19 protein-coding genes are annotated in these 22,320 nt (G+C 69.6%); 10 read left to right on the top strand and 9 right to left on the bottom strand.

From position 1 onward, the window contains the following. The first annotated feature begins 46 nt into the window (after window positions 1–46). From ACEI37_RS09235 to ACEI37_RS09255, 5 genes are all read left to right on the top strand, one after another. Window positions 47–2,338, top strand: a complete 2,292-nt coding sequence (locus tag ACEI37_RS09235) for a xanthine dehydrogenase family protein molybdopterin-binding subunit (RefSeq protein ID WP_373376431.1) — start codon at window positions 47–49, stop codon at window positions 2,336–2,338. Continuing rightward, the gene (locus tag ACEI37_RS09240) at window positions 2,331–3,197 is read left to right on the top strand and encodes a xanthine dehydrogenase family protein subunit M (protein WP_373376432.1); all 867 of its coding nucleotides are present in this window, start codon (window positions 2,331–2,333) and stop codon (window positions 3,195–3,197) included. The genes ACEI37_RS09235 and ACEI37_RS09240 overlap by 8 nt, the downstream gene beginning before the upstream one ends. Before the next feature lie 11 nt (window positions 3,198–3,208). Then, entirely contained in the window at window positions 3,209–3,685 is a 477-nt protein-coding gene (locus tag ACEI37_RS09245) for a (2Fe-2S)-binding protein (protein ID WP_373376433.1), read from the top strand. Continuing rightward, the gene (locus tag ACEI37_RS09250) at window positions 3,675–4,421 is read left to right on the top strand and encodes a CoxG family protein (RefSeq protein WP_373376434.1); all 747 of its coding nucleotides are present in this window, start codon (window positions 3,675–3,677) and stop codon (window positions 4,419–4,421) included. The genes ACEI37_RS09245 and ACEI37_RS09250 overlap by 11 nt, the downstream gene beginning before the upstream one ends. A gap of 112 nt (window positions 4,422–4,533) precedes the next feature. Next, entirely contained in the window at window positions 4,534–5,397 is an 864-nt protein-coding gene (locus ACEI37_RS09255; protein WP_373376435.1) for an IclR family transcriptional regulator, read from the top strand. A 21-nt stretch (window positions 5,398–5,418) separates the two neighbouring features. Here ACEI37_RS09255 and ACEI37_RS09260 read toward each other — a convergent pair whose 3' ends face one another. From ACEI37_RS09260 to ACEI37_RS09275, 4 genes are all read right to left on the bottom strand, one after another. After that, complete coding sequence (locus tag ACEI37_RS09260; protein WP_373376436.1) at window positions 5,419–6,264, bottom strand: IclR family transcriptional regulator; 846 nt, start codon at window positions 6,262–6,264, stop codon at window positions 5,419–5,421. A 71-nt stretch (window positions 6,265–6,335) separates the two neighbouring features. After that, window positions 6,336–7,472, bottom strand: coding sequence for an FAD-dependent monooxygenase (locus ACEI37_RS09265; RefSeq protein WP_373376437.1), 1,137 nt, complete (start codon window positions 7,470–7,472; stop codon window positions 6,336–6,338). Between the two features lie 223 nt (window positions 7,473–7,695). Then, window positions 7,696–8,931 (bottom strand): acyl-CoA dehydrogenase family protein, encoded by a 1,236-nt coding sequence (locus ACEI37_RS09270; RefSeq protein ID WP_373376438.1) that lies wholly within the window; start codon window positions 8,929–8,931, stop codon window positions 7,696–7,698. A 42-nt stretch (window positions 8,932–8,973) separates the two neighbouring features. Further along, window positions 8,974–10,125, bottom strand: a complete 1,152-nt coding sequence (locus ACEI37_RS09275) for an acyl-CoA dehydrogenase family protein (protein WP_373376439.1) — start codon at window positions 10,123–10,125, stop codon at window positions 8,974–8,976. A 280-nt stretch (window positions 10,126–10,405) separates the two neighbouring features. Here ACEI37_RS09275 and ACEI37_RS09280 point away from each other — a divergent pair, with 280 nt between their 5' ends. Continuing rightward, window positions 10,406–11,953, top strand: a complete 1,548-nt coding sequence (locus ACEI37_RS09280; protein WP_373376440.1) for an AMP-binding protein — start codon at window positions 10,406–10,408, stop codon at window positions 11,951–11,953. A 170-nt stretch (window positions 11,954–12,123) separates the two neighbouring features. Further along, complete coding sequence (locus ACEI37_RS09285; RefSeq protein WP_373376441.1) at window positions 12,124–14,883, top strand: LuxR C-terminal-related transcriptional regulator; 2,760 nt, start codon at window positions 12,124–12,126, stop codon at window positions 14,881–14,883. A gap of 21 nt (window positions 14,884–14,904) precedes the next feature. On the opposite strand, the gene ACEI37_RS09290 is transcribed toward ACEI37_RS09285, so the two are convergent. Both ACEI37_RS09290 and ACEI37_RS09295 read right to left on the bottom strand, forming a co-directional pair. Then, on the bottom strand, window positions 14,905–15,576 hold the full coding sequence (locus ACEI37_RS09290; RefSeq protein ID WP_373376442.1) for a nitroreductase: 672 nt from the start codon (window positions 15,574–15,576) through the stop codon (window positions 14,905–14,907). 34 nt (window positions 15,577–15,610) lie between these two features. Beyond that, a complete protein-coding gene (locus tag ACEI37_RS09295) occupies window positions 15,611–16,486 on the bottom strand; it encodes a crotonase/enoyl-CoA hydratase family protein (protein WP_373376443.1) in 876 nt (291 codons plus the stop codon). Between the two features lie 228 nt (window positions 16,487–16,714). Between ACEI37_RS09295 and ACEI37_RS09300 the strand changes: the two genes are divergently transcribed. From ACEI37_RS09300 to ACEI37_RS09310, 3 genes are all read left to right on the top strand, one after another. Next, window positions 16,715–17,686: a nitronate monooxygenase family protein gene (locus tag ACEI37_RS09300; protein WP_115712655.1), complete on the top strand. Its 972-nt coding sequence runs from the start codon at window positions 16,715–16,717 to the stop codon at window positions 17,684–17,686. A gap of 4 nt (window positions 17,687–17,690) precedes the next feature. Continuing rightward, complete coding sequence (locus ACEI37_RS09305; RefSeq protein WP_373376444.1) at window positions 17,691–18,158, top strand: PaaI family thioesterase; 468 nt, start codon at window positions 17,691–17,693, stop codon at window positions 18,156–18,158. A 144-nt stretch (window positions 18,159–18,302) separates the two neighbouring features. Next, entirely contained in the window at window positions 18,303–19,478 is a 1,176-nt protein-coding gene (locus ACEI37_RS09310) for an acetyl-CoA C-acetyltransferase (RefSeq protein WP_115712659.1), read from the top strand. A 183-nt stretch (window positions 19,479–19,661) separates the two neighbouring features. Here ACEI37_RS09310 and ACEI37_RS09315 read toward each other — a convergent pair whose 3' ends face one another. From ACEI37_RS09315 to ACEI37_RS09325, 3 genes are all read right to left on the bottom strand, one after another. Further along, window positions 19,662–20,336: a histidine phosphatase family protein gene (locus ACEI37_RS09315; RefSeq protein WP_373376445.1), complete on the bottom strand. Its 675-nt coding sequence runs from the start codon at window positions 20,334–20,336 to the stop codon at window positions 19,662–19,664. A gap of 147 nt (window positions 20,337–20,483) precedes the next feature. After that, window positions 20,484–21,170 carry a TetR/AcrR family transcriptional regulator gene (locus tag ACEI37_RS09320; protein ID WP_373376446.1) on the bottom strand — a complete coding sequence of 229 codons (687 nt, stop codon included), beginning with the start codon at window positions 21,168–21,170 and terminating at the stop codon, window positions 20,484–20,486. A gap of 198 nt (window positions 21,171–21,368) precedes the next feature. Next, the gene (locus ACEI37_RS09325) at window positions 21,369–22,271 is read right to left on the bottom strand and encodes a LysR family transcriptional regulator (RefSeq protein ID WP_373376447.1); all 903 of its coding nucleotides are present in this window, start codon (window positions 22,269–22,271) and stop codon (window positions 21,369–21,371) included. Between the last annotated feature and the right edge of the window lie 49 nt (window positions 22,272–22,320).

Here is a 22,320-nt window from a genome sequence, read left to right on the forward strand (position 1 = left end):
CCACGCCATCGGCAACGGAAACAACAAAGACAGACAGGAGGCCGGCATGAGCAGGGCCATCGTGGGAACGTCCACGCCGCAGGTGACCGCGCGGGAAAAGGTCATGGGGCGCGCACAGTATGCCGGCGACATCAAGCTGCCCGGCATGCTGCACGCCAAGGTGCTGCGCAGCCCGCACCCGCACGCGCGCATCGTGCGCATCGACACCGCCGCCGCCAGGGCGCTGCCCGGCGTGAAGCTGGTGGTGACCGGCCACGACGTGCCCGCCCGTCACTGGGGCCCGCACCGCAAGGAGCAGCGCATCCTGGCTTGCGGCGTAGTGCGACACGTCGGCGAGGAAGTGGCCGCGGTGGTGGCGCTCAGCGAGGAGGTCGCCCGCGATGCGCTGGACCTGATCCGGGTCGAGTACGAGCCGCTGCCCGCGCTGCTGACGCCGGCCGCGGCGCTGGCCGAGGGCGCGCCGGAGATCCATGCCGGCACGCGCAATATCGGCCATGAAATGCGCATCGAGCGCGGCGATGTAGAGGCCGCGTTCGCGGCTTGCGCCGCGGTGTATGAAGCCACCTACGAGATGCACTCGCAGTATCCCGGCTACCTCGAGCCGATGGCCTCGGTCGCGGCGCAGGACGGCAACGGGCGGCTGACGGTGTGGGCGTCGACGCAGTCGGTGTTCCTGGCGCGCGCGCGGCTGGCCGAGGCGCTGGACCGGCCGGTCTCGACCATCCGCGTGGTGCAGGCCACCACTGGCGGCGGCTTCGGCGCCAAGATCGTCGAGGAGAACAACAGCCTGATCTGCGCCTTCCTGGCGAGCCGGCTGGAGCGCCCGGTGCGGCTGGTCAACAACCGGCTCGAGGACTTCCAGGGCGCGCGCGCCAGCGTGCCGATGCAGGTGTGGCTGCGCCTGGGCGTGTCAGCCGACGGCGTGATCCGGGCCAAGGACGTGCGCATCACGGCCGAGTGCGGCGCCTATTCCGGACTGGCAGGCGATGTAATGCACGTCACCGCCATGCGCAGCGACAACATGCACCGCTTGCACAACGTGCGCTCGCACGCGGTGATGGCCTATACCAACAACCCGCCGCGCGGCGCCTTCCGCGGCTTCGGCGGGCAGCAGATGCAGTTTCCGCTGAACTGCCACCTGACGGTGCTGGCCGGCATGCTCGGCATCGATCCGATCGAAGTGCACAAGCGCAATGCCATCGGCGCCGGCGAGACCAGCGTGCATGGCTGGAAGATCAGCAGCACCGGCATGGCCGAATGCCTCGACATGACGCGCCGCGCCATCGGCTGGGACGGCAAGCGCGCGGCGCCGCGCGGCACCGGCACGCGCCGGCGCGGTGTCGGCATTGCCGCGGCGATGCACGTCAGCGGCAACCGCACGCTGGGCAACTGGGACGGCTCGACCATCCTGCTCAAGATGAACGAGGACGGGCGCGTGATGCTGCAGACCAGCGAGTGCGACATGGGGCAGGGCGCCAACACCATGCTCAGCCAGATCTGCGCGCAGGAGCTGGGCATTCCGCTGTCGCACGTTACCGTGATGGCGCCGGATACCGATACCGCGCCGTTCTGCCTGGGCTCGCTGGCATCGCGCGTGACCATCATCTCCGGCAACGCGGTGCTGCGCGCGGCGCGCGAGGCGCGGCAGAAGCTGCTGGCGCTGGCGGCGGAGAAGCTCCGCGTGGAGGCGCGGCAACTGGTGATCGCCGATGGCCGCATCCTGGTACCGGACCAGCCCGACAAGTCCGCCACGCTGGCCGAGATCGCGCGCCTGCATATCTTTCGCCACGGCGGCGAGGGTATCCACGTGCGCGCCAGCTACGACGCGCCCACGGTGATGCACGACGCCGACTACTACGGCAACGTCGCGCCCGCACATTCGTTTGCGGCGCAGGCGGTGGAAGTGGAGGTCGATACCTGCACCGGCCAGGTCACCGTGATCGACAGCTTTGTCGCCGACGACTGCGGCAAGGCCATCAACCCGCTCGCCGTGCATGGCCAGACCCACGGCGCCACCGTGCAGGCGATCGGCTGGACCCTGTACGAGCACCTGCAATACGAGGACGGCCGCCTGATGAACGGCAACTTCGCCGACTACACCATGCCTACCGCCGACGCCGTGCCGATGCTGCGCACCGACGTGGTCGAATCGAACGACCCCAACGGCCCCTACGGCGCCAAGGGCGCCAGCGAGACCGCGATCCTGCCGGGCGCGGCGGCGATCGCCAATGCCGTGTTCGACGCGGTCGGCGTGCGCATCCAGTCGCTGCCGATCACGCCCGAGAAGGTGCTGGCGGCCCTGCGCGCGCTGAACGAAAAGGAGGCTGCCCGTGCGTGACTTTGATTTCCTGGAACCGGCTACCGTGGCCGAGGCCAGCCACATGCTGGCCGACCTGGGCGACAGCTGCCGCCTCTTTGCCGGCGGCACCGCGCTGATGCTGGGCATGCGCCAGCGCATGCTGGCGCCCAGCCACCTGGTTTCGCTGGGCCGGCTCGATGCGCTGCGCGGCATCAGCTTCGATGCGCGCGAGGGCCTGCGCATCGGCGCGCTGACCTTGCATGCCGAGCTCGCGCGTTCGCCGCTGGTGCAGGCGCACTATCCGATGCTGGCCAGCATGGCCGCGCGCGTCGCCAATCCGCAGGTGCGCAACCAGGGCACCCTTGGCGGCAACCTCTGCTATGCCGATCCGGCCACTGATCCGCCCGGTTGCCTGATGGCGCTGGGCGCGCAGATCGTGGTCAGTGGCCGCGGCGGCGAGCGCGTGATCGACATCGAAGACTTCCTGGTCGACTACTACGTCACGGCGCTGGCGCCGGATGAAATCGTCACGCAGATCCGCGTGCCGGCCCCGGGTGCCGGCGCCGATGGCCACTATGCGCGCTTCCTGCGCACGGCCGCCGAGCACCGGCCGCTGGCCAGCGTGGCGCTGGCGGTGCGGCGCGAGGGGGCGTTCTGCGTCGAGGCCCGCCTGGCGGTGGGCGCGTCGACGCCGGTGCCATGCCGGCTCCGGCGCGCCGAGGCGCTGCTGGCGGGCCAGGCGGTGACGACGGAACTGGCCGCCCAAGCCGCGGCCATCGTCGCCGAGGACATCAACGCCGTGTCGGACGCGCGCGGGGCCGAGGACTACCGCCGCGAGATGGTGCGCGTGGTCGCGCGCCGCGCCATTGCCGCATTGTTCGGCGTGGCATCGGAGTAAGGAGCCTACTCATGAATCCAGTCAGCATCGAAGTCACCGTCAACGGTGAAGAACACCAGGTGCAGGTGCCGGCGCGGCGCCTGCTTGCCGACCTGCTGCGCGACGACCTGAACCTGACCGGCACCAAGCGCGGTTGCGAGACCGGCATCTGCGGCGCCTGCTCCGTGCTGGTCGACGGCGAGGTGGTCAAGTCCTGCCTGATGCTCGCGGTGCAGGCGCGCGGCCGCCATGTGATGACGGTGGAGGGCCTGGCCGCCGACGGCCAGCTGCATCCGCTGCAGCAAAGCTTCATGGAGCACGGCGGCCTGCAGTGCGGCTATTGCACGCCCGGTTTCCTGATGGCGGCGTGCGCGCTGCTCGCCAACAATCCCAATCCGACCGAAGACGAAGTCCGCCATGGCCTGAACGGCAACCTGTGCCGTTGCACCGGCTATGTCGGCATCGTCGAATCAGTCCTGTCCGCCGCGGAGGCAATGCGTGGAAATTGAAAAGACCCTGGTTACCGCGGCGCCGCCGGCGCGCGTGTGGGAACTGCTGCTCGACCCCAACGTGATGGGCGCCTGCGTGCCCGGCATGGAATCGATCGAAGTGCTCAGCGAGGTCGAGTACGTCGCGCACATGGCGGCAAAGATCGCCTTCATCAACGCGCGCTTCCGCCTGCATACGAAGATCGTCGAGACCCGCGCGCCCCATTACCTGCGCACCGAGGGTACCGGCGAGGACGCTTCGGTGGCCAGCTCGCTGCGGCAGTCGAGCGAGTTGTTCCTGACGCCGCTGGACCATGGCGGCACGCAGCTGCGCATCAAGGTGCAGGTCGATGTGCTGGGCCGGCTGGGCACCTTCGGCCTGAGCGTGATGAAAACCAAGGCCGACCGCATGTGGGACGAGTTCGGAGCCAACCTGCTGGCGCGGCTGTCGCCACAGGACGGGCAGCCCGCGCCCGAGGCGGCGCAGCAAGCGCCCGCGGCGCAGGCGGCCGCCGTCGCGCCGAGTTCGGTCGCCAACGGCCACGCAGTGCTGCGGGCCCGCCCGGAGGCGCCGCGAGCCGTTCCGGCCGGGCTGTTGGCGCGGCTGTTCGGGCGCGCCGACGCCGCGCGCGGGCCGCATGCCGAGATCTGCATCGAGCTGCGCCGCCCCGACGAGACTATCGTGGTGCGCTGGCCCGTGGCGCAAGGCGAGCAGTGCGCGGCGTGGCTGCGCGACTACCTGCGCGCGGGCACGTAGCGGCGTCGGCGGCCTTGCCGGCGGGGAACTGTCCGCAATACGGGTACCCTATCGGGTGCGGGCGTGATATATGAGAGCGTTGCGCCAAGACCGACTATTGCAGAGACAGACCATGACGACCGATTCGCCGCAGGAAGACACGCAGGAAGGCGGCCAGGAGGGTGCGCAGGAGGGTGCACCAGAAAGCGCGCAGGACAAGTACATCGTGCCGGGGCTGGAGCGCGGCCTGCGCCTGCTGGGCGAATTCAGCAACCGCGAGCGCACCCTGTCGGCCGCCGAGCTGGCGCGCCGGCTCAAGGTGCCGCGCTCGACCGTGTTCCGGCTGCTGGCCACGCTGGAAATGATGGGCTTCGTCGAGCGCACCGACGGCGGGCGCGAGTTCCGGCTGGGCATGGCGGTGCTGCGCCTCGGGTTCGACTACCTGGCCTCGCTGGAGCTGACCGAGCTTGGGCGCCCGCTGCTGGACCGGCTGCGCGACGAAATCCACTACCCATGCAACCTGGTGGTGCGCGACGGGCGCTCCATCGTCTATGTGGCCAAGTCGGTGGCGTCGCGTCCGTTTGCCAGTACCGTCAATGTCGGCACGCGGCTGCCCGCGCATGCCACGGTGCTGGGGCGCGTGCTGCTGGAAGACCTGTCGCTGGCCGAGCTGCGCGCGCTCTATCCGGAAGAGCGGCTGGAAGTCTATTCCGAAAGCACGCCGCGCACGGTCGAAGAGTTGTACGAAATGGTCCAGCGCGACCGCCAGCGCGGCTATGTGCTGCATGAAGGCTTCTTCGAGGCCAGCATCTCCACCATCGCCGCGCCGGTGCGCGACCGCAGCGGCAAGGTCACGGCGGCGCTGGGCGCCACCATCCCGGCCGCGCGCATCGACCCGGACCAGCTCGACAACATGGTGGAACAGGTGCGGCGGGCCGCGGCGGAGCTGTCGCGGCTGCTCGATTACCGGCCGGAGGTGCCCAGGCCGTTCGCCTGAACCGGGGCCGCCGGTACGGCGTCACCGCGGCGCAGCGTCGCTCCGGTAGCCCATCAGCGCAGACAGGTCGCGCGCTGCCTGCCGGACTTCCTTCTGCACGCGCTCGCGCAGCGTGCCGTCGGCGTCGAAGCGCTGCTGCGGGCCGGCCACGCTGATGGCGGCGATCACCGCGCCGTCGGCGCCGCGCACCGGTGCCGCGCAGGCATCGATGCCGGGTTCGTAGGCGGAGAAGCTCCAGGCACAGCCGCGCTCGCGGTCAGCGGCCAGGATCTCGGCCAGCCGCGCATGGGTGGCCGGGCTCTGCCCCGTGACCGCCGGCAGCGGATCGGGCCCCAGCAACTCGCGCAGCGTCTCGGGCGGCAGCTCTGCGATCAGCATCCGGCCCGGCGTGGTCAGGTGCGCGGCAACGCGGCTGCCCACCTGGATATTGCTGACCAGCGCTGCGGCTGGCATCTGCCGCAGCAGGTAGAGCGCATCGCCGCCATCGCGCACCGCCAGGTAGGCCGACAGCTGCAGCGACGCACTGAGCCGCGCCAGCACGCGCCCGGCAAAGCTGGTCAGGTCATTGGAGGCCAGCACGCGCGACGCCAGCTTCAGGAAATTGAAGCCGACCTGGTGGCCGCCCTGGGGCAGCCGTTCGACCATGCCTTCATGCTCGAGGGTATCGAGCAGGCGCATCACCGTGACCCGGTTCACGTCGATGCGGCGGCCGACTTCGCTCAGGTTGGCGGTGGCGCCGCCTTCGGCGATAAAGCGCAGCAAGCGCAGGCCGCGGATGACTGGCGACACCAGCTGGGCCTCGCGGGCATCCTCCGGTGCTGCGCCATCGTCGAGCTCAGGTTCGGTCGGCAGGTGGGACTTGGGCATGTTGGCTTGGACTGTCCATGGAAAACGGCCGCGCAGGCGGCCGTGCTGGCGTGGAACGCAGGCCGGCGGCTTCAGCCGAGGGCCACGTTCCAGGCGTCGTAATCGTACACCCAGTCGGCATTGCCGCCTTCCTTGAGCCAGGCATTGCTGCGCGAGCCCACCTGGATGCGACTGGTGCGCGCGTGGCGCGCGGCCTGGTAGCGCGCCAGCGCGGCCGGCACGCCGGCGGCGCCGTCAGTTGCGGCATCGGCCAGGCAGCGCGCCAGCACCACGCCATCCTCGATCGCCATACCCGCGCCCTGCGCCATGAACGGCATCATCGGATGGCAGGCGTCGCCCAGCAGCGTGACCGGGCCCGCCGACCAGGCCGGCAGCGGATCGCGCACGTACAGCGCGGAGATCAGCACGTCGTCGCAGGCGTCGAGCAGTGCGCGGGCCTCGGCATGGAAGCCGGCATAGGCGCTGCGCAGGTCTTCCACGCGGCCCGGCGTGGTCCACGACTCATGGCGCCACGCGTCCTGCGCGACGGTGGCGAAGACAAAGATGTCGCGGCCGCGGTTGAGCGGGAAGGTGACGATCTGCGTGGACGCGTCCGGACCCCACCACTTGGTGAAGGCCTCCAGGTTGGGCACCCCGGCCAGGCGCTCGGCGGGCACCACGGCGCGATAGGCCACCACGCCGGTGAAGATCGGGCTTTCCTGGCCGAACAGCGCGGTGCGCACGGTGGAATGGATGCCGTCGGCACCCACCAGCACGTCGACATCTTCCTGCGCGCCGTTGGCAAAGCGCAGCGTCGCCCCATCAGCGCGGGTCTCGATCGCTACGGCCTTGTGGGCGAGCCGCACACAAGCGGCCGGCACCGCGGCCTCCAGTGCCGTCATCAGGTCGGCGCGGTGCATGGTCAACTGGGGCGCGCCGTATCGCCGCTCGGCCTCTTCCTGCATCGGCAGGCGCGAGGTTTCGGCGCCGGTGTCCCACATGCGGCTGATGCGGTGGCTGGGACGCGCGGCAGTCTCGCGCAGGGCTTCGCCGACGCCCAGGCCGTCGAGGGCGCGCACGGCATTGGGGGTCAGGTTGATGTCGGCGCCGACGCGGGCAAAGCGGGGCGCCTGCTCGTAGACCACGGCTTCCATGCCTAGCTTGCTCAGTGCAATGGCTGCGGCCAGGCCGCCGATGCCGGCGCCGTTGATTCCGATTTTGAGGGGCATGGGGCTGCCTTGTGAAGCGGGCAGGAATGCGCTGCCCTATGGTTATGTTCATAAATGAACGAATCGTTCATAAAAGGTTATTGAGCGATTGGGGCGGCGTCAACCAGGGGAGAACCCCTAGGAGCGCCTCGGGGCCTTGCTTGGCGTTCAGGCAAAAAAAACAGCCGCACGTAGCGGCTGTTCACATCGACCGGATGCGGTCAACGGCGCATGTCCCGGACGCTCAAAGGCCCAACACCAGCTTGGCGATGATGTTGCGCTGGATCTCATTAGACCCGCCGTAGATCGACGCCTTGCGATAGTTGAAGTAGCGCGGCGCCAGCACAGCCGCATAGTCCGGGCCGACCCGCGGCGACGCCTCGCGTCCTTGCAACTCTGCCCACGTGTCCCGCACAAACGGCAGCGCCGCCGGACCCGCCGCCTCGACCGCCAGCTCGCTTGCCGCCTGCAGCGTCTCGGTGCCCGTGAGCTTGAGCATGCTCGACGCGGCGCCGATCGAGGTGCCGGATTCCACCCCGGAAAACACGCGCAGCTCCACCGCTTCCAGCGCCGCTGTACGCAAGTGCAGCGCGGCCAGCTTGCGCCGGAACACCGCATCGTCAAGCAGCCGCCCGCCGTCGTCGCCAGGCTGCTCCGCCGCAATCTCCGCGATCTTCGACAGCTGCTTGCGCAGCATCGGGCTATACGTGCCGCCGCGCTCGAATTCCAGCAGGTACTTGGCGTAGGTCCAGCCCTTGCCTTCCTCGCCGATGCGGTTCGCCACCGGCACCCGCACGTTCTCGAAGAAGACCTGGTTCACCTCCTGTTGCCCGGGCACGGGGCCATCCAGCGTCGGCAGCGGCGATACCGTAATGCCAGGCGTGTGCATGTCGAGCAGCAGGAACGAAATCCCTTCCTGGCGCTTCGATTCGCGACTGGTGCGCACCAGGCAGAACATCCAGTCGGCCCATTGCGCATGCGTGGTCCAGATCTTGGAGCCGTTCAGGATGTAGTGCTCGCCGTCGCCGTCGCTGCCGTGGTCGGCGCGCAGCTGCAGCGACGCCAGGTCGGAGCCGGAATTGGGCTCGGAATAGCCCTGGCACCACCACACGTCGGAGCTCAGGATGGGCGGCAGGAAGCGTTGCTTCTGCTCGGGCGTGCCGTACTTCATGATCACCGGCGCCACCATCTTCAGGCCCATCGGCGACACCGGCGGGCATCCCGCGGCAGCAAGTTCGGACTGGAAGATAAAGCGCTCGGTCGCGCTCCAGCCCGGGCCGCCGTATTCCTTCGGCCAGTTCGGCGCGGCCCAGCCGCGCGCGTGCAGCGCCTTCTGCCAGCGCACCTGTCCGGCCTTGTCGAGGTAGCCGTTCTTGGACTGCGCCATCATCGCGCGCAGGTCGGCGTCATAGGCCTGGGCAATCCAGGCGCGCACTTCTTCGCGGAACTGCTGGTCTTGCGGGGAGAAATCGAGATGCATCGACGGGCCTCGCTGGTAATCGATCGTGGGATCGGGGCGGCTTCAGGCCGCGTCCCGGGCGGGATAGAGCAGGTCGGCATAGCGGCGCAGGTGGTGCTCGGCCGAGCCGAACTGCAGGTCGATCGCCGTGACGCGCTTGAAGTAGTGGCCCACGGCCAGCTCCTCGGTCACGCCCATGCCGCCGTGGATCTGCACCGCGCCCTGGCCGACGAAGGTGCCCGCCTGACCGGCCTGGATCTTCGCCGCGCACGCGGCCTGCGCGCGCGTCTGCGGCGCGGCGGCGGCCTGCATGGCTGCCACCTGCGTCAGCGCCACCGATTGCTCCAGCTGCATGTACATGTCGGCCATGCGGTGCTGCAGCACCTGGAAGGTGCCGATCGGCACGCCGAACTGCTTGCGCTGGCGCGCGTAGTCGATGGTGTCGGCCAGCATGCGCGCCATCGCGCCATTGGCCTCGGCGGCCAGCGCGATCATGGCGTGGTCGCACAGCTGCTCGATCAGCGGCAGCGCTTCGCCTTCTGCGCCGATGCGCTGGCTGGCCGGCACCTGCACGTTGTCGAGCAGCACCTCGGCGGCGCGCTGCCCGTCGAAGGTGGGATATTCGCGCAGCGTCACGCCCGGCGTGTCGCGCGCGATCCAGAACAGGCTGATGCCGCACTGGTCCCGGCGTGCGCCGCTGCTGCGGGCGCTGACCAGCAGATGCGAGGCGAACGGTGCGCCGGCCACCGCGTGCTTGTGGCCGCTGAGCCGGTAGCCGTCGCCCTGGCGCGTGGCGCTGGCCTGCACGTCGTGCCGGCAGTAGCGGTTGGCGGGCTCGGCATGGGCCCAACCCACCGTAGCCTCGCCGCCGATGATGGCCGGGATCCACTGCGCGGCCAGCTCGGGGCTGCCGTGCAGCAGCGCGCCGCCGCCCAGCACCACGGTGCCCAGGTAGGGTTCCAGCACCAGGTGCCGGCCCAGCTGTTCCATCACCACCATATGCTCGACGGCGCCGCCGCCCAGGCCGCCGAGGTGCTCGGGAAACGCGGCGCCCAGGATGCCCAGGTCGCGCGCAAACGCGCGCCAGCAGTCCGGGCGCCAACCCGCCGCGGACTGCGCCGCCGCGCGGCGGGCTTCGAAATCGTAGTGATCGGCCAGGTAACGCGCGAGCGTGTCGCGCAGCATCGACTGTTCTTCGCTGAACTGGAAATCCACCTTGGCTCCTTCGGATAAGGGTGAGGCGTGAGGGCGGTAGTCTGGCGGGCATCTTCCGGCCAGGCCGGCGGGCGGCGCATCGTCGCATCGGACGAAGCTCAGATGCGGGCCGGAAGGCGGTGCCTGTGGCGGGCCGGCGGCGGCCTTCTTTTTGCGGCGCTGCGGCAAAACGCGGCCGTGCCGCTTCGTCGCTTCCGACGATGGTCGAACCGGCCAGGGTTCCGAGAATGCGGGATCGGCATCCGTCCACCCACCGTCCCAGTCGAGGAGCTCCAACGCCATGCATCCGCACATCCACGCGCAGCGCACGCACGACAAGCCCGCCGTCATCATGGGCGGCAGCGGCGTCGTCGTCACCTACCGCGAGCTGGACCAGCGCTCGAACCAGGTCGCCCACCTGTTCCGCAAGCTCGGCCTGCGCCCCGGCGACCGCGTGGCCTTCATGGTGGAGAACCATCCGCGGCTGTTCGAGCTGTGCTGGGGCGCGCAGCGCAGCGGCATCGTCTATATCTGCCTGAGCACGCGCCTGAACGCGGCCGACGCGGCCTATATCGTCAATGACAGCGGCGCGCGCGTGCTGGTCACCACGCACGCGCAGGCGGAGATCGCCGCGGCGCTGACCGGGCAGACGCCGGCGCTGCAGGCGCGCCTGATGCTGGACGGCACGGTGCCCGGCTATGAGGCCTATGAGACCGCGCTGGCCGATTGTCCGGCCACGCGCATCGCCGACGAGGTGACCGGCGGCGACATGCTGTATTCCTCAGGCACCACGGGACGGCCCAAAGGCGTGTACGCGCCCCCGTCCAGTCCCGACATCGACGCGCCGACGACGCTGACCGCGCTGTGCCAGCGGCTCTATGGCTTCGATGCCGACTCGCGCTACCTGTCGCCCGCGCCGCTGTACCACGCGGCGCCGCTGCGCTACACCATGTCGGTGCAGGCGCTGGGCGGCACCGCGGTGGTGATGGAGCATTTCGATGCCGAGCAGTTCCTGCGGCTGGTGCAGCAACACCGCATCACGCATACGCAACTGGTGCCGACGATGTTCTCGCGCATGCTCAAGCTGCCCGAGGCGCAGCGGCAGGGCTATGACGTGTCGTCGCTGCGCGTGGCGATCCACGCGGCCGCGCCGTGCCCGGTGCAGGTGAAGGAAGCGATGATCGCGTGGTGGGGGCCGGTGATCTGGGAGTACTACGCCGGCACCGAGGGCAACGGCGTGACCGTGGTCGACACGCCGCAATGGCTGGAACGCAAGGGCACGGTCGGGCGCGCCATGGTGGGCAAGCTGCGCATCTGCGGACCGGATGGCGCGCTGCTGCCACCGGGCGAGCCGGGCACCATCTACTTTGCCGAGGGCCGCCCGTTCACGTACCACAACGACGAGGCCAAGACCGCGGAGACGCGACATCCGCAGCATCCGGACTGGAGCACCATCGGCGATGTCGGCTACGTGGATGCGGATGGCTATCTGTACCTGACCGACCGCAAGGCCAACATGATCATCTCCGGCGGCGTCAACATCTATCCGCAAGAGGCCGAGAACCTGCTGATGACGCACCCGAAGGTGATGGATGTCGCCGTGATCGGCGTGCCCAACGAGGATTTCGGCGAAGAGGTCAAGGCCGTGGTGCAGCCCGCCGACATGGGCCAGGCCGGGCCCGAACTGGCCGCCGAGCTGATTGCGTTCTGCCGCGCCAACCTGTCCGCCATCAAGTGCCCGCGCTCGGTCGACTTCGAGCCCGAGTTGCCGCGCCTGCCCACCGGCAAGCTGCTCAAGCGGCTGCTGCGCGACCGCTACTGGGCCGGACACGCCAGCAAGCTGGTGTGAGGCAGCGGCAAACGGTGCCTGGCCGCTGCCCGCGTTTTCGCCAGCGCGGCGGTTTACGTCATAATGCCTCGCTACAACACAGCCACGGCCACCCGCCTGCATCCTGCAGCGCCGGGGGCGCATGGCGCGCCCGCCAGGGGCCGCGATGTGCGGGAGACCACTGACAGCCAATGGCAAGTATCGAGGAGACCGGACGGCGCACGCCGCCACCCGCCGGCGCGGCGTCGCTGGCCGCCAAGCTGCGCCCGCCGCTGCTGACCCCGTTCCAGGTCCAGCGCGCGGCAATCTGCGATGCCGTGTGCGCGGCGGGCTTCGTCAAGCTGGTGCTGGTGCGCGCACCCGCCGGCTTCGGCAAGACCACTGCCATGCTCCAGTGCCGCGCGCGGCTCGAGGCCGCCGGCGGCCGCACCGCATGGCTGACGCTGGACCGCTCCGACAATGACCCCTCGCGCTTCCTCGGCTCGATCGAGGCCGCCATCGCACAGGGCCTGGGCAGCGGCGGGCCGGACCGGTCCGCGCGCCAGGCGCTGGCGCAGGATCCGGGCGAGCAGGCGCTGGCGCTGATCGACCGCCTCGCCAGCCATCACGGCGACTTCACGCTGTTCCTCGACGATTTCGAAGCCGTGCAGAACGCTGCCGTGGCCGGACTGGTCTGGCAGCTGGTGGAAAGCCTGCCGCCGGGCTGCCGCGTGGTGATCGGCACGCGCTGGGTGCCCGAAACCGGCCTGGGCCGCTTGCGCGCGCGCGGCGAGCTGCTCGAGATCGAGCCCGCGCAGCTGCGCTTTTCCGCCGACGAGACCGCTTCCTTCCTGCGCCAGGCGCGCGGGCTGAAGCTGGAACAGTCCGCCATCAGCGTGTTGCACCGGCGCACCGAGGGCTGGGCCACGGCGCTGTGGCTGGCGTCGGTGGCGCTGGAGCGGCGCACCCATCCGGAGGGCTTTATCGCCGGCTTCTCGGGCTCGAACGCGGCGATTGCCGATTACCTGGTCGAAGACGTCTTCCTGCACCTGCCCGAAGCGGTGCGCGACTTCCTGCTGCGCACCTCGATCCTGGACCAGCTGTGCGGGCCGCTGTGCGACGCGGTGTGCCAGCCCGCCGCCGGCAGCAGCGAGGAGATCCTCGCCTGGCTGGAGCGCGCCAACCTGTTCCTGCTGCCGCTGGAGAGCGAACGCTATGGCGAACGCGGCTCGGGCGCCGCGCCCGAGCAGTGGTATCGCTATCACAGCCTGTTTTCCGGTTTCCTGCGCGCGCAGCTGGCGCAGGCCATGCCCGAGTCCGTGCCGCAGCTGCACCTGTCGGCGTCGCGCTGGTATGAGTCGCAGGGGCGCCTGGTGCCGGCCATCGAGCATGCCTTCGCCGCCGGTGCGCTGACGCATGCGCTGCAGTTGCTCGACAGCGCTGCCGACGACCTGCTGGCACAGGGGCGCATGCGGCTGCTGACGCGCTGGCTGGAGTCGGTGCCCGCCGACGAACTGGCGCGGTTGCCCAAGCTGCAGATCGCGCGGGTATGGGCGGTATCGTTCACGCGCGGGCCGGCCGAAGCCATCGCGCTGCTGCAGCAGATCCCCACCGAGGGCGCGGCCGGCGACCTGCTGGCACATATCCGCGCACTGCGCCACATGCTGCTGAACATGATGGACCGCTTCGACGACGCGCGCGCCTTTGCCCGCAACGAGCTGCCGCCGTTGCCGATGGGCTATGCCTTCCCCGACGCGATCCTGGCCACCTCGATGGCGCGGCTGGCCGCGGTGGCCGGGGACTACCCCGAGGCGCGGCGGCTGCTGCAGGTGGCGCGCCACGCGGTGCGCGGGTCCGACAGCAACTTCAACAAGATCTTCTCGGAATCGGTCGAAGGGCTGATCGACCTGCGCCAGGGCCGGCTGCAGCAGGCGCTGGCGCGCTTCCGCATCGCCGCCAGCACGATGCTGCCGAACCGCTTCGGGCCCACCAACGGCAACGCCATGGCCGGCATCCTGCTGGCCGAGGGCTTGTACGAGAGCGGCGATTCCGAGCGCGCCAGCCGGCTGCTCAACGTCTACCTGCCGCTGTCGCGCGACCTCGGCCTGCCCGACCAGATCATCACCGGCCACGCGGTGCTGGCCCGTATCGCCTTCGAGCGCCGCGAGACCGACCAGGCCCACGAATGGCTGGCCCAGCTCGAAGCGCTGGGCCACCATCGCGGCCTGACGCGGCTGGTGATGGCGGCGATGCTGGAGCGCGCCCGCCTGGCGCTGCGCCAGGGCAATGTGCATGCCGCGCAGGAGGCGATCGAGCGCGCCGCCGATCCGGCGCTGTGGCGCACGCGCCCTGGCGTCAGCTCCTTTGCCAGCGATGTCGAAGACATCACGCTGGGCCGGCTGCGGCTGGACCTGTACGCGCGCCCGGGCACGCCGGTGCGCGAGGCCATCGAGCGCGAGCTGGCGGCCGCCGCGGGCAACCAGCTGATGCGCCGCGCGCTCAAGCTGCGCATCCTGCTGGCGCAGGCGTGGCAGCGTTGCGGCGACGGCGCGCATGCGCTGGTGGTGATGGGCGAGGCGTTGCGCTTCGGCGCGGCCGAAGGCTTCGTGCGCATCTTTGCCGACGAGGGTGACGATGTGCGCCGGCTGGTGGCCGACGCCTGCACGCGCCAGGCGGCGAGCCTGCCAGCCCCTTACGTCGAAAAGCTGCTGCAGGCTTGCGGCCAGGCCGCCGCGGAGCAGGCCGGCAGCGCCGGCCGGCCCGCACCGGCGACGCTGGTCGAGCCGCTGACGCCCAAGGAGCAGAAGGTGCTGCACCTGCTGGCCGAGGGCTATTCCAACGTCGCCATGGCCGAGCGCCTGTTCGTTTCAGAGACCACGGTGCGCACGCACCTCCGCAATATCAGCGCCAAGCTGCACGCCAGCAACCGCACCCAGGCGGTTGCGATCGCGCGCCAGCTCGGCCTGCTCTGAACCTCCGGCTCAGATACCGATTCAGATACCGATGAACTCGGTGAATTCCGCCAGCGGCGCGCGCCCGGCGCGCAGCCGGTTGGCGGGCGCCTCGGGGTCCTCGTAGCCGATCGCCATGCCGCTGAACAGCATCCGTTCGGCCGGCAGCGACAAAAATTCGGCGATGGTCTGCGGATACATTGCCCAGCACTCCTGCGCGCAGCTGTCCAGGCCTTCTTCGCGCAGCAGCAGCATCACCGTCTGCAGGTACATGCCCAGGTCCGACCATTGCGGCGGGCCCATGCGCCGGTCCACCGTGCAGAACAGCGCCAGCGGCGCGCCGAAGAAGGTGAAGTTGCTGGCGAACTGCGCCAGCCGCCGGGCCTTGTCCTCGCGCGGGATGCCGAGGTGGTGGTAGAGCGCCTCGCCCACCTGGAAGCGGCGTTCGCGGTAGGGCGAGGCCAGCTCGCGCGGATAGATGTCGTACTCGCGCGCTTCACCGGTCGGGGCTTCGGCGATGCGCGCGCGCATGATGCCGCGCAGCCGCTCCAGCGCCTCGCCGCCGACCACATGGATGTGCCACGGCTGCAGGTTGCCGCCGGACGGCGCGCGCGCCGCGGCGTCGAGCACGCGGCGGATGGTGTCGGGCGCAACGGCCCGGGGCAGGAAGCCGCGGACGGACTTGCGGCTGGCGACGGCCTGGCTGACTTTCATGGTGACTCCGGAAACAGGGATCGACGTGGGCGGATCAGGCGAAGGGCGGCTCGCTGGTCCAGTCGAAGAAGTCCGGCATGTCGTGCGACACGGTTTCCGGGAACGCGGCGGGGCGCTTTTCCAGGAATGCGCTGACGCCTTCCTTCACGTCGGCGGAGCGTCCCCGCGACTGGATCGCGCGGCTGTCGATCTTGTGCGCTTCCATCGGGTGGCTGGCGCCGGCCATGCGCCAGATCAGTTGGCGCGAGATCGCCACCGACACCGGCGCGGCATTGGCGGCGATCTCGCGGGCAATCGTCTGCGCTGCCGGCAGCAGGTCTTCGGGCGCGTGCAGCGAGCGCACCAGACCGCGTTCGTGCGCCTCCTGGGCCGAGAACACGCGGCCGGTATAGCACCACTCCAGCGCGGTCGAGATCCCGACCACGCGCGACAGGAACCACGACGACGCCGCTTCCGGCGTGATGCCGCGGCGTGCAAAGACAAAGCCGAACTTGGCATCGGTCGAGGCCAGCCGGATATCCATCGGCAGCTGCATGGTCACCCCGACGCCGACGGCGGCGCCGTTGACCGCGGCAATCACCGGCTTGAGGCTGCGAAAGATGCGCAGCGACACGCGCCCGCCGCCATCGCGATGCGCGGTGTCCGGGCTGGCGCCATAGCGCTTCTCGAAATCGAAGGTGGAGCTGCCGCCGGACAGGTCGGCGCCGGCGCAGAACGCTCGCCCGGAGCCGGTGACGATCACCGCGCGCACGTTGTCGTCGGCATCGGTGGCGTCGAACGCGGCGATCAGCTCGTGCATCATCTGCGCGGTGAAGGCATTGAGCTGGTCCGGGCGGTGCAGGGTGATGGTGGCGACGCCGTCTTCAACGGCATAGCGCAAGGTTTCGAACGAAGGCGTGGCTGGCGTCATGCGGGACTCCTGCTGGAGATGGGAAGGATGCCGAAGGGTGCCGGAACACGTGCCGGCAGCGGGGCGGGGCTCGCCCAACACTAGTGCAGATTGCGCCGCCCGCAATCGTCGCTTCCGACGAGGCTGTAACGGCGCCCACCACCGTAGACTGATGCCGATCAGGCGGCAGGGCCGGCACATCGCGACATTGCGCCGTTGCCGCTGCCCGCAGACAGCAAAAGGACCACCATGAAGACACGCATCACCGAACTGCTTGGCATCCGCTACCCGATCATCCAGGGTGGCATGCAATGGGTTGGCTACGCCGAAATGGCATCCGCCGTTTCCAACGCCGGCGGCCTGGGCATCCTGACGGCGCTGACGCAGCCCACGCCCGAGGACCTGGCCGCCGAGATCCGCCGCTGCCGCGAGATGACCGACAAGCCGTTCGGCGTGAACCTGACCCTGCTGCCGTCGATCAACCCGCCGCCGTACGCGCGCTACCTCGACGTCATCATCGAGAGCGGCGTCAAGGTGCTGGAGACCGCCGGCAACAACCCCAGGGAACATATCGCTCGGGCCAAGGCCGCGGGCATCAAGGTGATCCACAAGTGCGTGGCGGTGCGCCATGCGCTGTCGGCCGAGCGGCTGGGCGTGGATGCGGTCTCGATCGACGGTTTCGAGTGCGCCGGCCATCCGGGCGAGGACGATGTGCCCGGCATGGTGCTGATTCCGCAGGCGGTGCGCAAGCTGTCGATCCCGGTGATCGCCTCGGGCGGCATCGCCGACGGACGCGGCATGGCGGCGGCGCTGGTGCTGGGCGCCGAGGGCGTCAACATGGGCACGCGCTTCTGCGCCACGCGCGAGGCGCCGATCCACGACAACGTCAAGCAGGCGCTGGTGCAGGCCAGCGAGCGCGACACCAACCTGATCTTCCGCACCCTGCACAACACCGCGCGGGTGCTCAAGAACGCCGTGTCGGACGAAGTGGTGAGCATCGAGCGCCGTCCCGGCGGTGCGCAGTTCGAGGACGTCAAGCACCTGGTCGCCGGCGTGCGCGGCAAGGCCGCGCTCAAGGCCGGCGAGACCGACGGCGGCATCATCAGCGCCGGCCAGTGCGTGGGCCTGATCGATGACGTGCCCAGCTGCGAAGAACTGATCGCGCGCATGGTGGCCGATTGCCGCGAACACCTCAGCGTGGCCTCGCGCTACTTTGCCTGACGCCATGGCCGAGGCGGAAATCGAGGCGGCAATGACCCGCGCCATCGTCGCGCCGGCCGAACCCGGCGCTGACGTGCCCGAGGGTTTTGTCCCCCTGCGCCGGATGAGCGGCTACATGGCGGGCTTCGGCCAGCTCTACCTGCACGCCGAACGCCGCACGCTGGCAGTGCGCATCGACGAGAGCCACCTGAACAACCTGGGCATTCCGCACGGCGGCATGCTGGCGACACTGGCCGATACCGCCATCGGCATGATGATGTCGCTGGAAACCGGCCGCGCCAAAAGCGCGGTCACGGTCAACCTGAGCCTCGACTACCTCGACTCGGCGCGCCCGGGCGACTGGGTCGAGGCCCGCGTGGAGTTCGACAAGCTCGGCTCGCGGCTGCGCTACGGTACCTGCCGGCTGTTCAGCGGCGAGCGCTGCCTGCTGCGCGCCACGGCGATCTTCGCGGTGCTGGCGCCGCGCGCCTGAGCGTTGCGGCAACTTCGTCGCTTTCGACGACGCTCGCCGCCACCCGCGGCGCAACAATAACCATCGATGCTGCCGGCACCCGCGCCGGCATGCCGCACAACACAAGGGCTGCCCGGGCGGCCTGCACCGAACCAAGGAGATCACATGGCAGAGGCATACATCGTCGCGGCGGTCCGTACCGCCGGCGGCCGCAAGGGCGGCAAGCTGTCGGGCTGGCATCCGGCCGACCTGGCCGCCCAGGTGCTCGACGCACTGGTGGAACGCACCGGCGCTGACCCTGCGCTGGTCGAAGACGTCATCATGGGCTGCGTGAGCCAGGTCGGCGAGCAGGCCGGCAACGTGGCGCGCAATGCCATCCTGGCCTCGCGCCTGCCCGAAAGCGTGCCAGGCACCTCGGTCGACCGCCAGTGCGGTTCGTCGCAGCAGGCCCTGCACTTTGCCGCGCAGGCGGTGATGTCGGGCGCGATGGACATCGTCATCGCCGCCGGCGTCGAAAGCATGACGCGCGTGCCGATGGGCCTGTCCTCGCAGCTGCCGGCGAAGAACGGCTTCGGCGTGCCCAAGAGCCCGGGCGTCGAGGCGCGCTACCCCGGCGTGCAGTTCAGCCAGTTCACCGGCGCCGAGATGATCGCGCGCAAGTACGAGCTGTCGCGCGAACAGCTCGACGCCTACGCGCTGCAAAGCCACCAGCGCGCCATCGCCGCCACCAAGGCCGGCCGCTTCAGCGCCGAGATCCTGCCAGTGGAAGTGCGCACCGCCGATGGCGCCAATGGCGAGATGCACACCACCGACGAAGGCATCCGCTACGACGCCACGCTGGAAAGCATCGGCAGCGTCAAGCTGATCGCGGAAGGCGGCCGTGTCACCGCCGCTACCGCAAGCCAGATCTGCGACGGCGCCGCGGGCCTGATGGTGGTCAACGAGGCCGGCCTGAAGAAGCTGGGCGTCAAGCCGCTGGCGCGCGTGCACAGCATGACCGTGATCGGCCATGACCCGGTGGTGATGCTGGAAGCGCCGCTGCCGGCCACCGAAGTGGCGCTCAAGCGCGCCGGCCTGCGCATCGGCGATATCGACCTGTTCGAAGTCAACGAAGCCTTCGCGCCGGTGCCGCTGGCCTGGCTCAAGGCCACCGGCGCCGACCCGGAGCGCCTGAACGTGCATGGCGGCGCGATCGCGCTGGGCCATCCGCTCGGCGGCTCCGGCGCCAAGCTGATGACCACGCTGGTGCATGCGCTGCATACGCATGGCAAGCGCTACGGCCTGCAGACCATGTGCGAAGGCGGCGGGCTGGCCAATGTGACCATTGTCGAGCGCCTGTAAAGCAGAGGCGCAGCGACGACACCGAGCACGAGAAAAGGCAGTAAAGGGAGAAGGACCGGCGGCGCGGGCATGTCAAAGTGCCCGCGCCAGCAGCCGGAGAAAGATAAAAAAATGGCCGCGCAATCGCGGCCATTGTCATTGGAGCGGCGGATAGCGCCGAGCGCGCAATGCGCGCCATGCGCGTCAGGCGAAGGTCACGGCGCTGCGCCGGTCGGCACGCTCGAGGTGGGGCACGTTGTTAAAGCTCAGCAGACGCTGCACGCCGCGGCCGACGATGATCTCGCAGAACGCGGTGTTGCGGAACTGCAGGTTCATCTCGATCGCGGCCTGCGCCGGCGCGCCGAGCAGGTCGGCGGTGGCGCGGCCGATGGCGCCGCCCGAGCTGACCACCAGGATGGCGTCCTCGCGCGTGGTGCCCTCGCTGGCCTGCGCCAGCGCGCCGGCAATGCGCGCGCCGAAGTCGGCCCAGCTCTCGGGCATGTCGGCCAGCCCGTCCTGCGTCCAGGCCGCGTAGGCCGCGCGGAAGGTGCGCCAGTAGTCGTTGTAATCGGAGTTCTGGTGGGCGCGGTGGTCGGCGCCGCCGGTGTGGCAGCGGTACAGCGCCTCGCCGTCGTATTCGTTCAGGCCGGGATGCGAGATCACCGCGGCCTGCGGCTGCCCCATGCCGGCCAGGATTTCCGTGGCGGTGTCCTGCTGGCGCACCAGCGTGCCGGCCACGACCCGGCTGAAGCTGACGCCGCGCTCAGCGAAATATTCGCCAAGCCAGCGCGCCTGCTGCCGGCCGGTGGGCGACAGGCAGTCGTAGTTGGCGGCGCCAAACGAGGCTTGTCCGTGGCGGACGAGGAAAAGCGTGGCCATGAGCGGTCCCGATAAGCAGTGAGGCGGATAGGGCTGCCTCGGCGCGGGGCCGGGCGTGGGCAGATTGTAGGGAGCGCCGGCGCCACCGCCAAGCAAGCGCCGCCCAAATTCATAGCAGCCATGGCCCGGCTGCATTACCCGGCAGGCTCAGGCGGTCCCGGCCGGCCTGACGTCGAGATAGCCAGCCATCAGGCGGCTCAGCTCGGTGATCAGCCGCTCGTCGTCAAGGTGCAGCGGGCCGGACTCGTTGAGCACGGCATTGACCAGCACGCTGAAGACGGCCTGCATGGCAAAGCGCACGCGCAGTTCGGCGGTGTCGGCGGGCAGCGGCAGGCGCGGCACCAGCAGCTGCACCATCCGCTCCACGATCGCTTCACCGTTCTGGCGGTGGGGCAGCCATTCCTCGGGACGCGTGGAGGCATGGCGCAGCGACGCGCGCATCACGCCACGGTTGGCCAGCGTGCCGAGCACCATGAACCTGGCGGTCTTTTCCAGCAGCACCGGGGTGGCGACATCTTCCCAGCGTTCCTGCGCCAGGTAGCGGTCGATCGAGGCCGAGGTCTCTTCCATCACCAGCGCGCGCAGCGCCTCGAAATAGGCCATCTTGTCGCGGAAGCGCCCGTAGAAGGCGCCCACCGAGACCTGGCACGCCGCTGCGATCTGCGCCACGGAGACCGCGGCGAAGTCGCGCGTCGCGAGCAGTTCGCGGCCTGCGCCGAGCAAGGCCTGTTCGGTCTCGCGCGCCCGGCGCTGCCGGGGCGGTTGCAGGATCGAGGGGGTGTCGATACGGGGGAAGGAAGCGTTGGCGGGGAAGCTGGACGGCGTCGCTGACATGGTCGTATTTCCGTATTCGAATTCGGATTCGAATTTGAAAATACCGGTGCGCACCGCAATGCGTCAAGGGGTTTTGTCGGTTGGCCCTGCAAATGCCCCGCACGGATGCCGTGTGGCGCACGACGGCGCGAGCCGCGTGCCTTGCGCTTTGCGGGGCCATCCATCAGAACATTCTGAATGCGTGCGTGAGGTCAGGGCTTAGCTGAACCGCGGGCTCAGCTCGTCGCGCATCCAGTCGATAAAGGCGCGGGTGCGCGCCGGCAGCAGCCGCGCGTGGGGATAGATCAGCGACAGCGGCCATGCCGGCAGCTCGAAGTCTTCCAGCACGATGCGCAGCTTGCGCTCTTCGACCAGTTGCGCGACCTGGTACGACAGGAAATGACCGAAGCCGGCACCGGCGGCACAGGCGGCCACGGCGGGCGCGGTCTGGTTGAACTCCAGGTTGCCCGACACCGGCACATGGAACTCGCGTTCGCCGTCGCGGAACGACCACCAGTGCGCATGGTTGCCGGTGAAGCGCAAGCAGTTGGCGCCGGCCAGCTCGTCCGGGTGGCGCGGCACGCCGTGCTTGCGCAGATAGGCGGGCGTGGCGACCACCACGCGGCGGATGCGGCCGACGGATTGCGCCACCAGCGTGGAGTCGGCCAGCGGGCCGATGCGCACGCCCACGTCCAGGTCTTCCTCGAGCAGGTTCACCACGCGGTCGGTGAATTCCATGCGGCAGCGCACGCGCGGATAGCGCTGCACGAAGCGCGTCACCGCCGGCGCCACGTACATCTGGCCGAACAGCACCGAGGCGGTCAGCGTGAGCTGGCCGCTGGGCTCCACATGGCTCTCGGTCAGGCCGGCTTCGACTTCGTCGATATTGGCCAGGATGCGCCGGCAGCCATCCAGGTAGCTGCGCCCCTCGGCGGTCAGCGACAGCCGCCGCGTGGTGCGGTTGAGCAGCCGCACCTGCAGTTCGGATTCGAGCGCCGCCAGCGTGCGTACCACCGCCGGCAGCGAGGTATGCAGCGACGCCGCGGCGGCCGTCAGGCTGCCTTCGTCGACGATCCGCACAAAGGTCTGCATCGCACGTAGCTTGTCCATGGCGCCAAACATTACTCCATTTTCTGGAGTAGTTAAATATCAATGGCCCCATTTATTCCAG

Source organism: Cupriavidus nantongensis (genome assembly GCF_041726985.1).
GTDB classification, from domain to species: Bacteria; Pseudomonadota; Gammaproteobacteria; order Burkholderiales; family Burkholderiaceae; genus Cupriavidus; species Cupriavidus nantongensis_A.

Coding starts and splice junctions, on each gene's coding strand:
- ACEI37_RS09320 (WP_373376446.1), bottom strand. CDS start 21,170: ATGTCAGCGACGCCGTCCAGCTTCCCCGCCAACGCTTCCTTCCCCCGT.
- ACEI37_RS09310 (WP_115712659.1), top strand. CDS start 18,303: ATGGCAGAGGCATACATCGTCGCGGCGGTCCGTACCGCCGGCGGCCGC.
- ACEI37_RS09305 (WP_373376444.1), top strand. CDS start 17,691: ATGGCCGAGGCGGAAATCGAGGCGGCAATGACCCGCGCCATCGTCGCG.
- ACEI37_RS09270 (WP_373376438.1), bottom strand. CDS start 8,931: ATGCATCTCGATTTCTCCCCGCAAGACCAGCAGTTCCGCGAAGAAGTG.
- ACEI37_RS09255 (WP_373376435.1), top strand. CDS start 4,534: ATGACGACCGATTCGCCGCAGGAAGACACGCAGGAAGGCGGCCAGGAG.
- ACEI37_RS09295 (WP_373376443.1), bottom strand. CDS start 16,486: ATGACGCCAGCCACGCCTTCGTTCGAAACCTTGCGCTATGCCGTTGAA.
- ACEI37_RS09315 (WP_373376445.1), bottom strand. CDS start 20,336: ATGGCCACGCTTTTCCTCGTCCGCCACGGACAAGCCTCGTTTGGCGCC.
- ACEI37_RS09245 (WP_373376433.1), top strand. CDS start 3,209: ATGAATCCAGTCAGCATCGAAGTCACCGTCAACGGTGAAGAACACCAG.
- ACEI37_RS09260 (WP_373376436.1), bottom strand. CDS start 6,264: ATGCCCAAGTCCCACCTGCCGACCGAACCTGAGCTCGACGATGGCGCA.
- ACEI37_RS09285 (WP_373376441.1), top strand. CDS start 12,124: ATGGCAAGTATCGAGGAGACCGGACGGCGCACGCCGCCACCCGCCGGC.
- ACEI37_RS09280 (WP_373376440.1), top strand. CDS start 10,406: ATGCATCCGCACATCCACGCGCAGCGCACGCACGACAAGCCCGCCGTC.
- ACEI37_RS09325 (WP_373376447.1), bottom strand. CDS start 22,271: ATGTTTGGCGCCATGGACAAGCTACGTGCGATGCAGACCTTTGTGCGG.
- ACEI37_RS09290 (WP_373376442.1), bottom strand. CDS start 15,576: ATGAAAGTCAGCCAGGCCGTCGCCAGCCGCAAGTCCGTCCGCGGCTTC.
- ACEI37_RS09300 (WP_115712655.1), top strand. CDS start 16,715: ATGAAGACACGCATCACCGAACTGCTTGGCATCCGCTACCCGATCATC.
- ACEI37_RS09265 (WP_373376437.1), bottom strand. CDS start 7,472: ATGCCCCTCAAAATCGGAATCAACGGCGCCGGCATCGGCGGCCTGGCC.
- ACEI37_RS09235 (WP_373376431.1), top strand. CDS start 47: ATGAGCAGGGCCATCGTGGGAACGTCCACGCCGCAGGTGACCGCGCGG.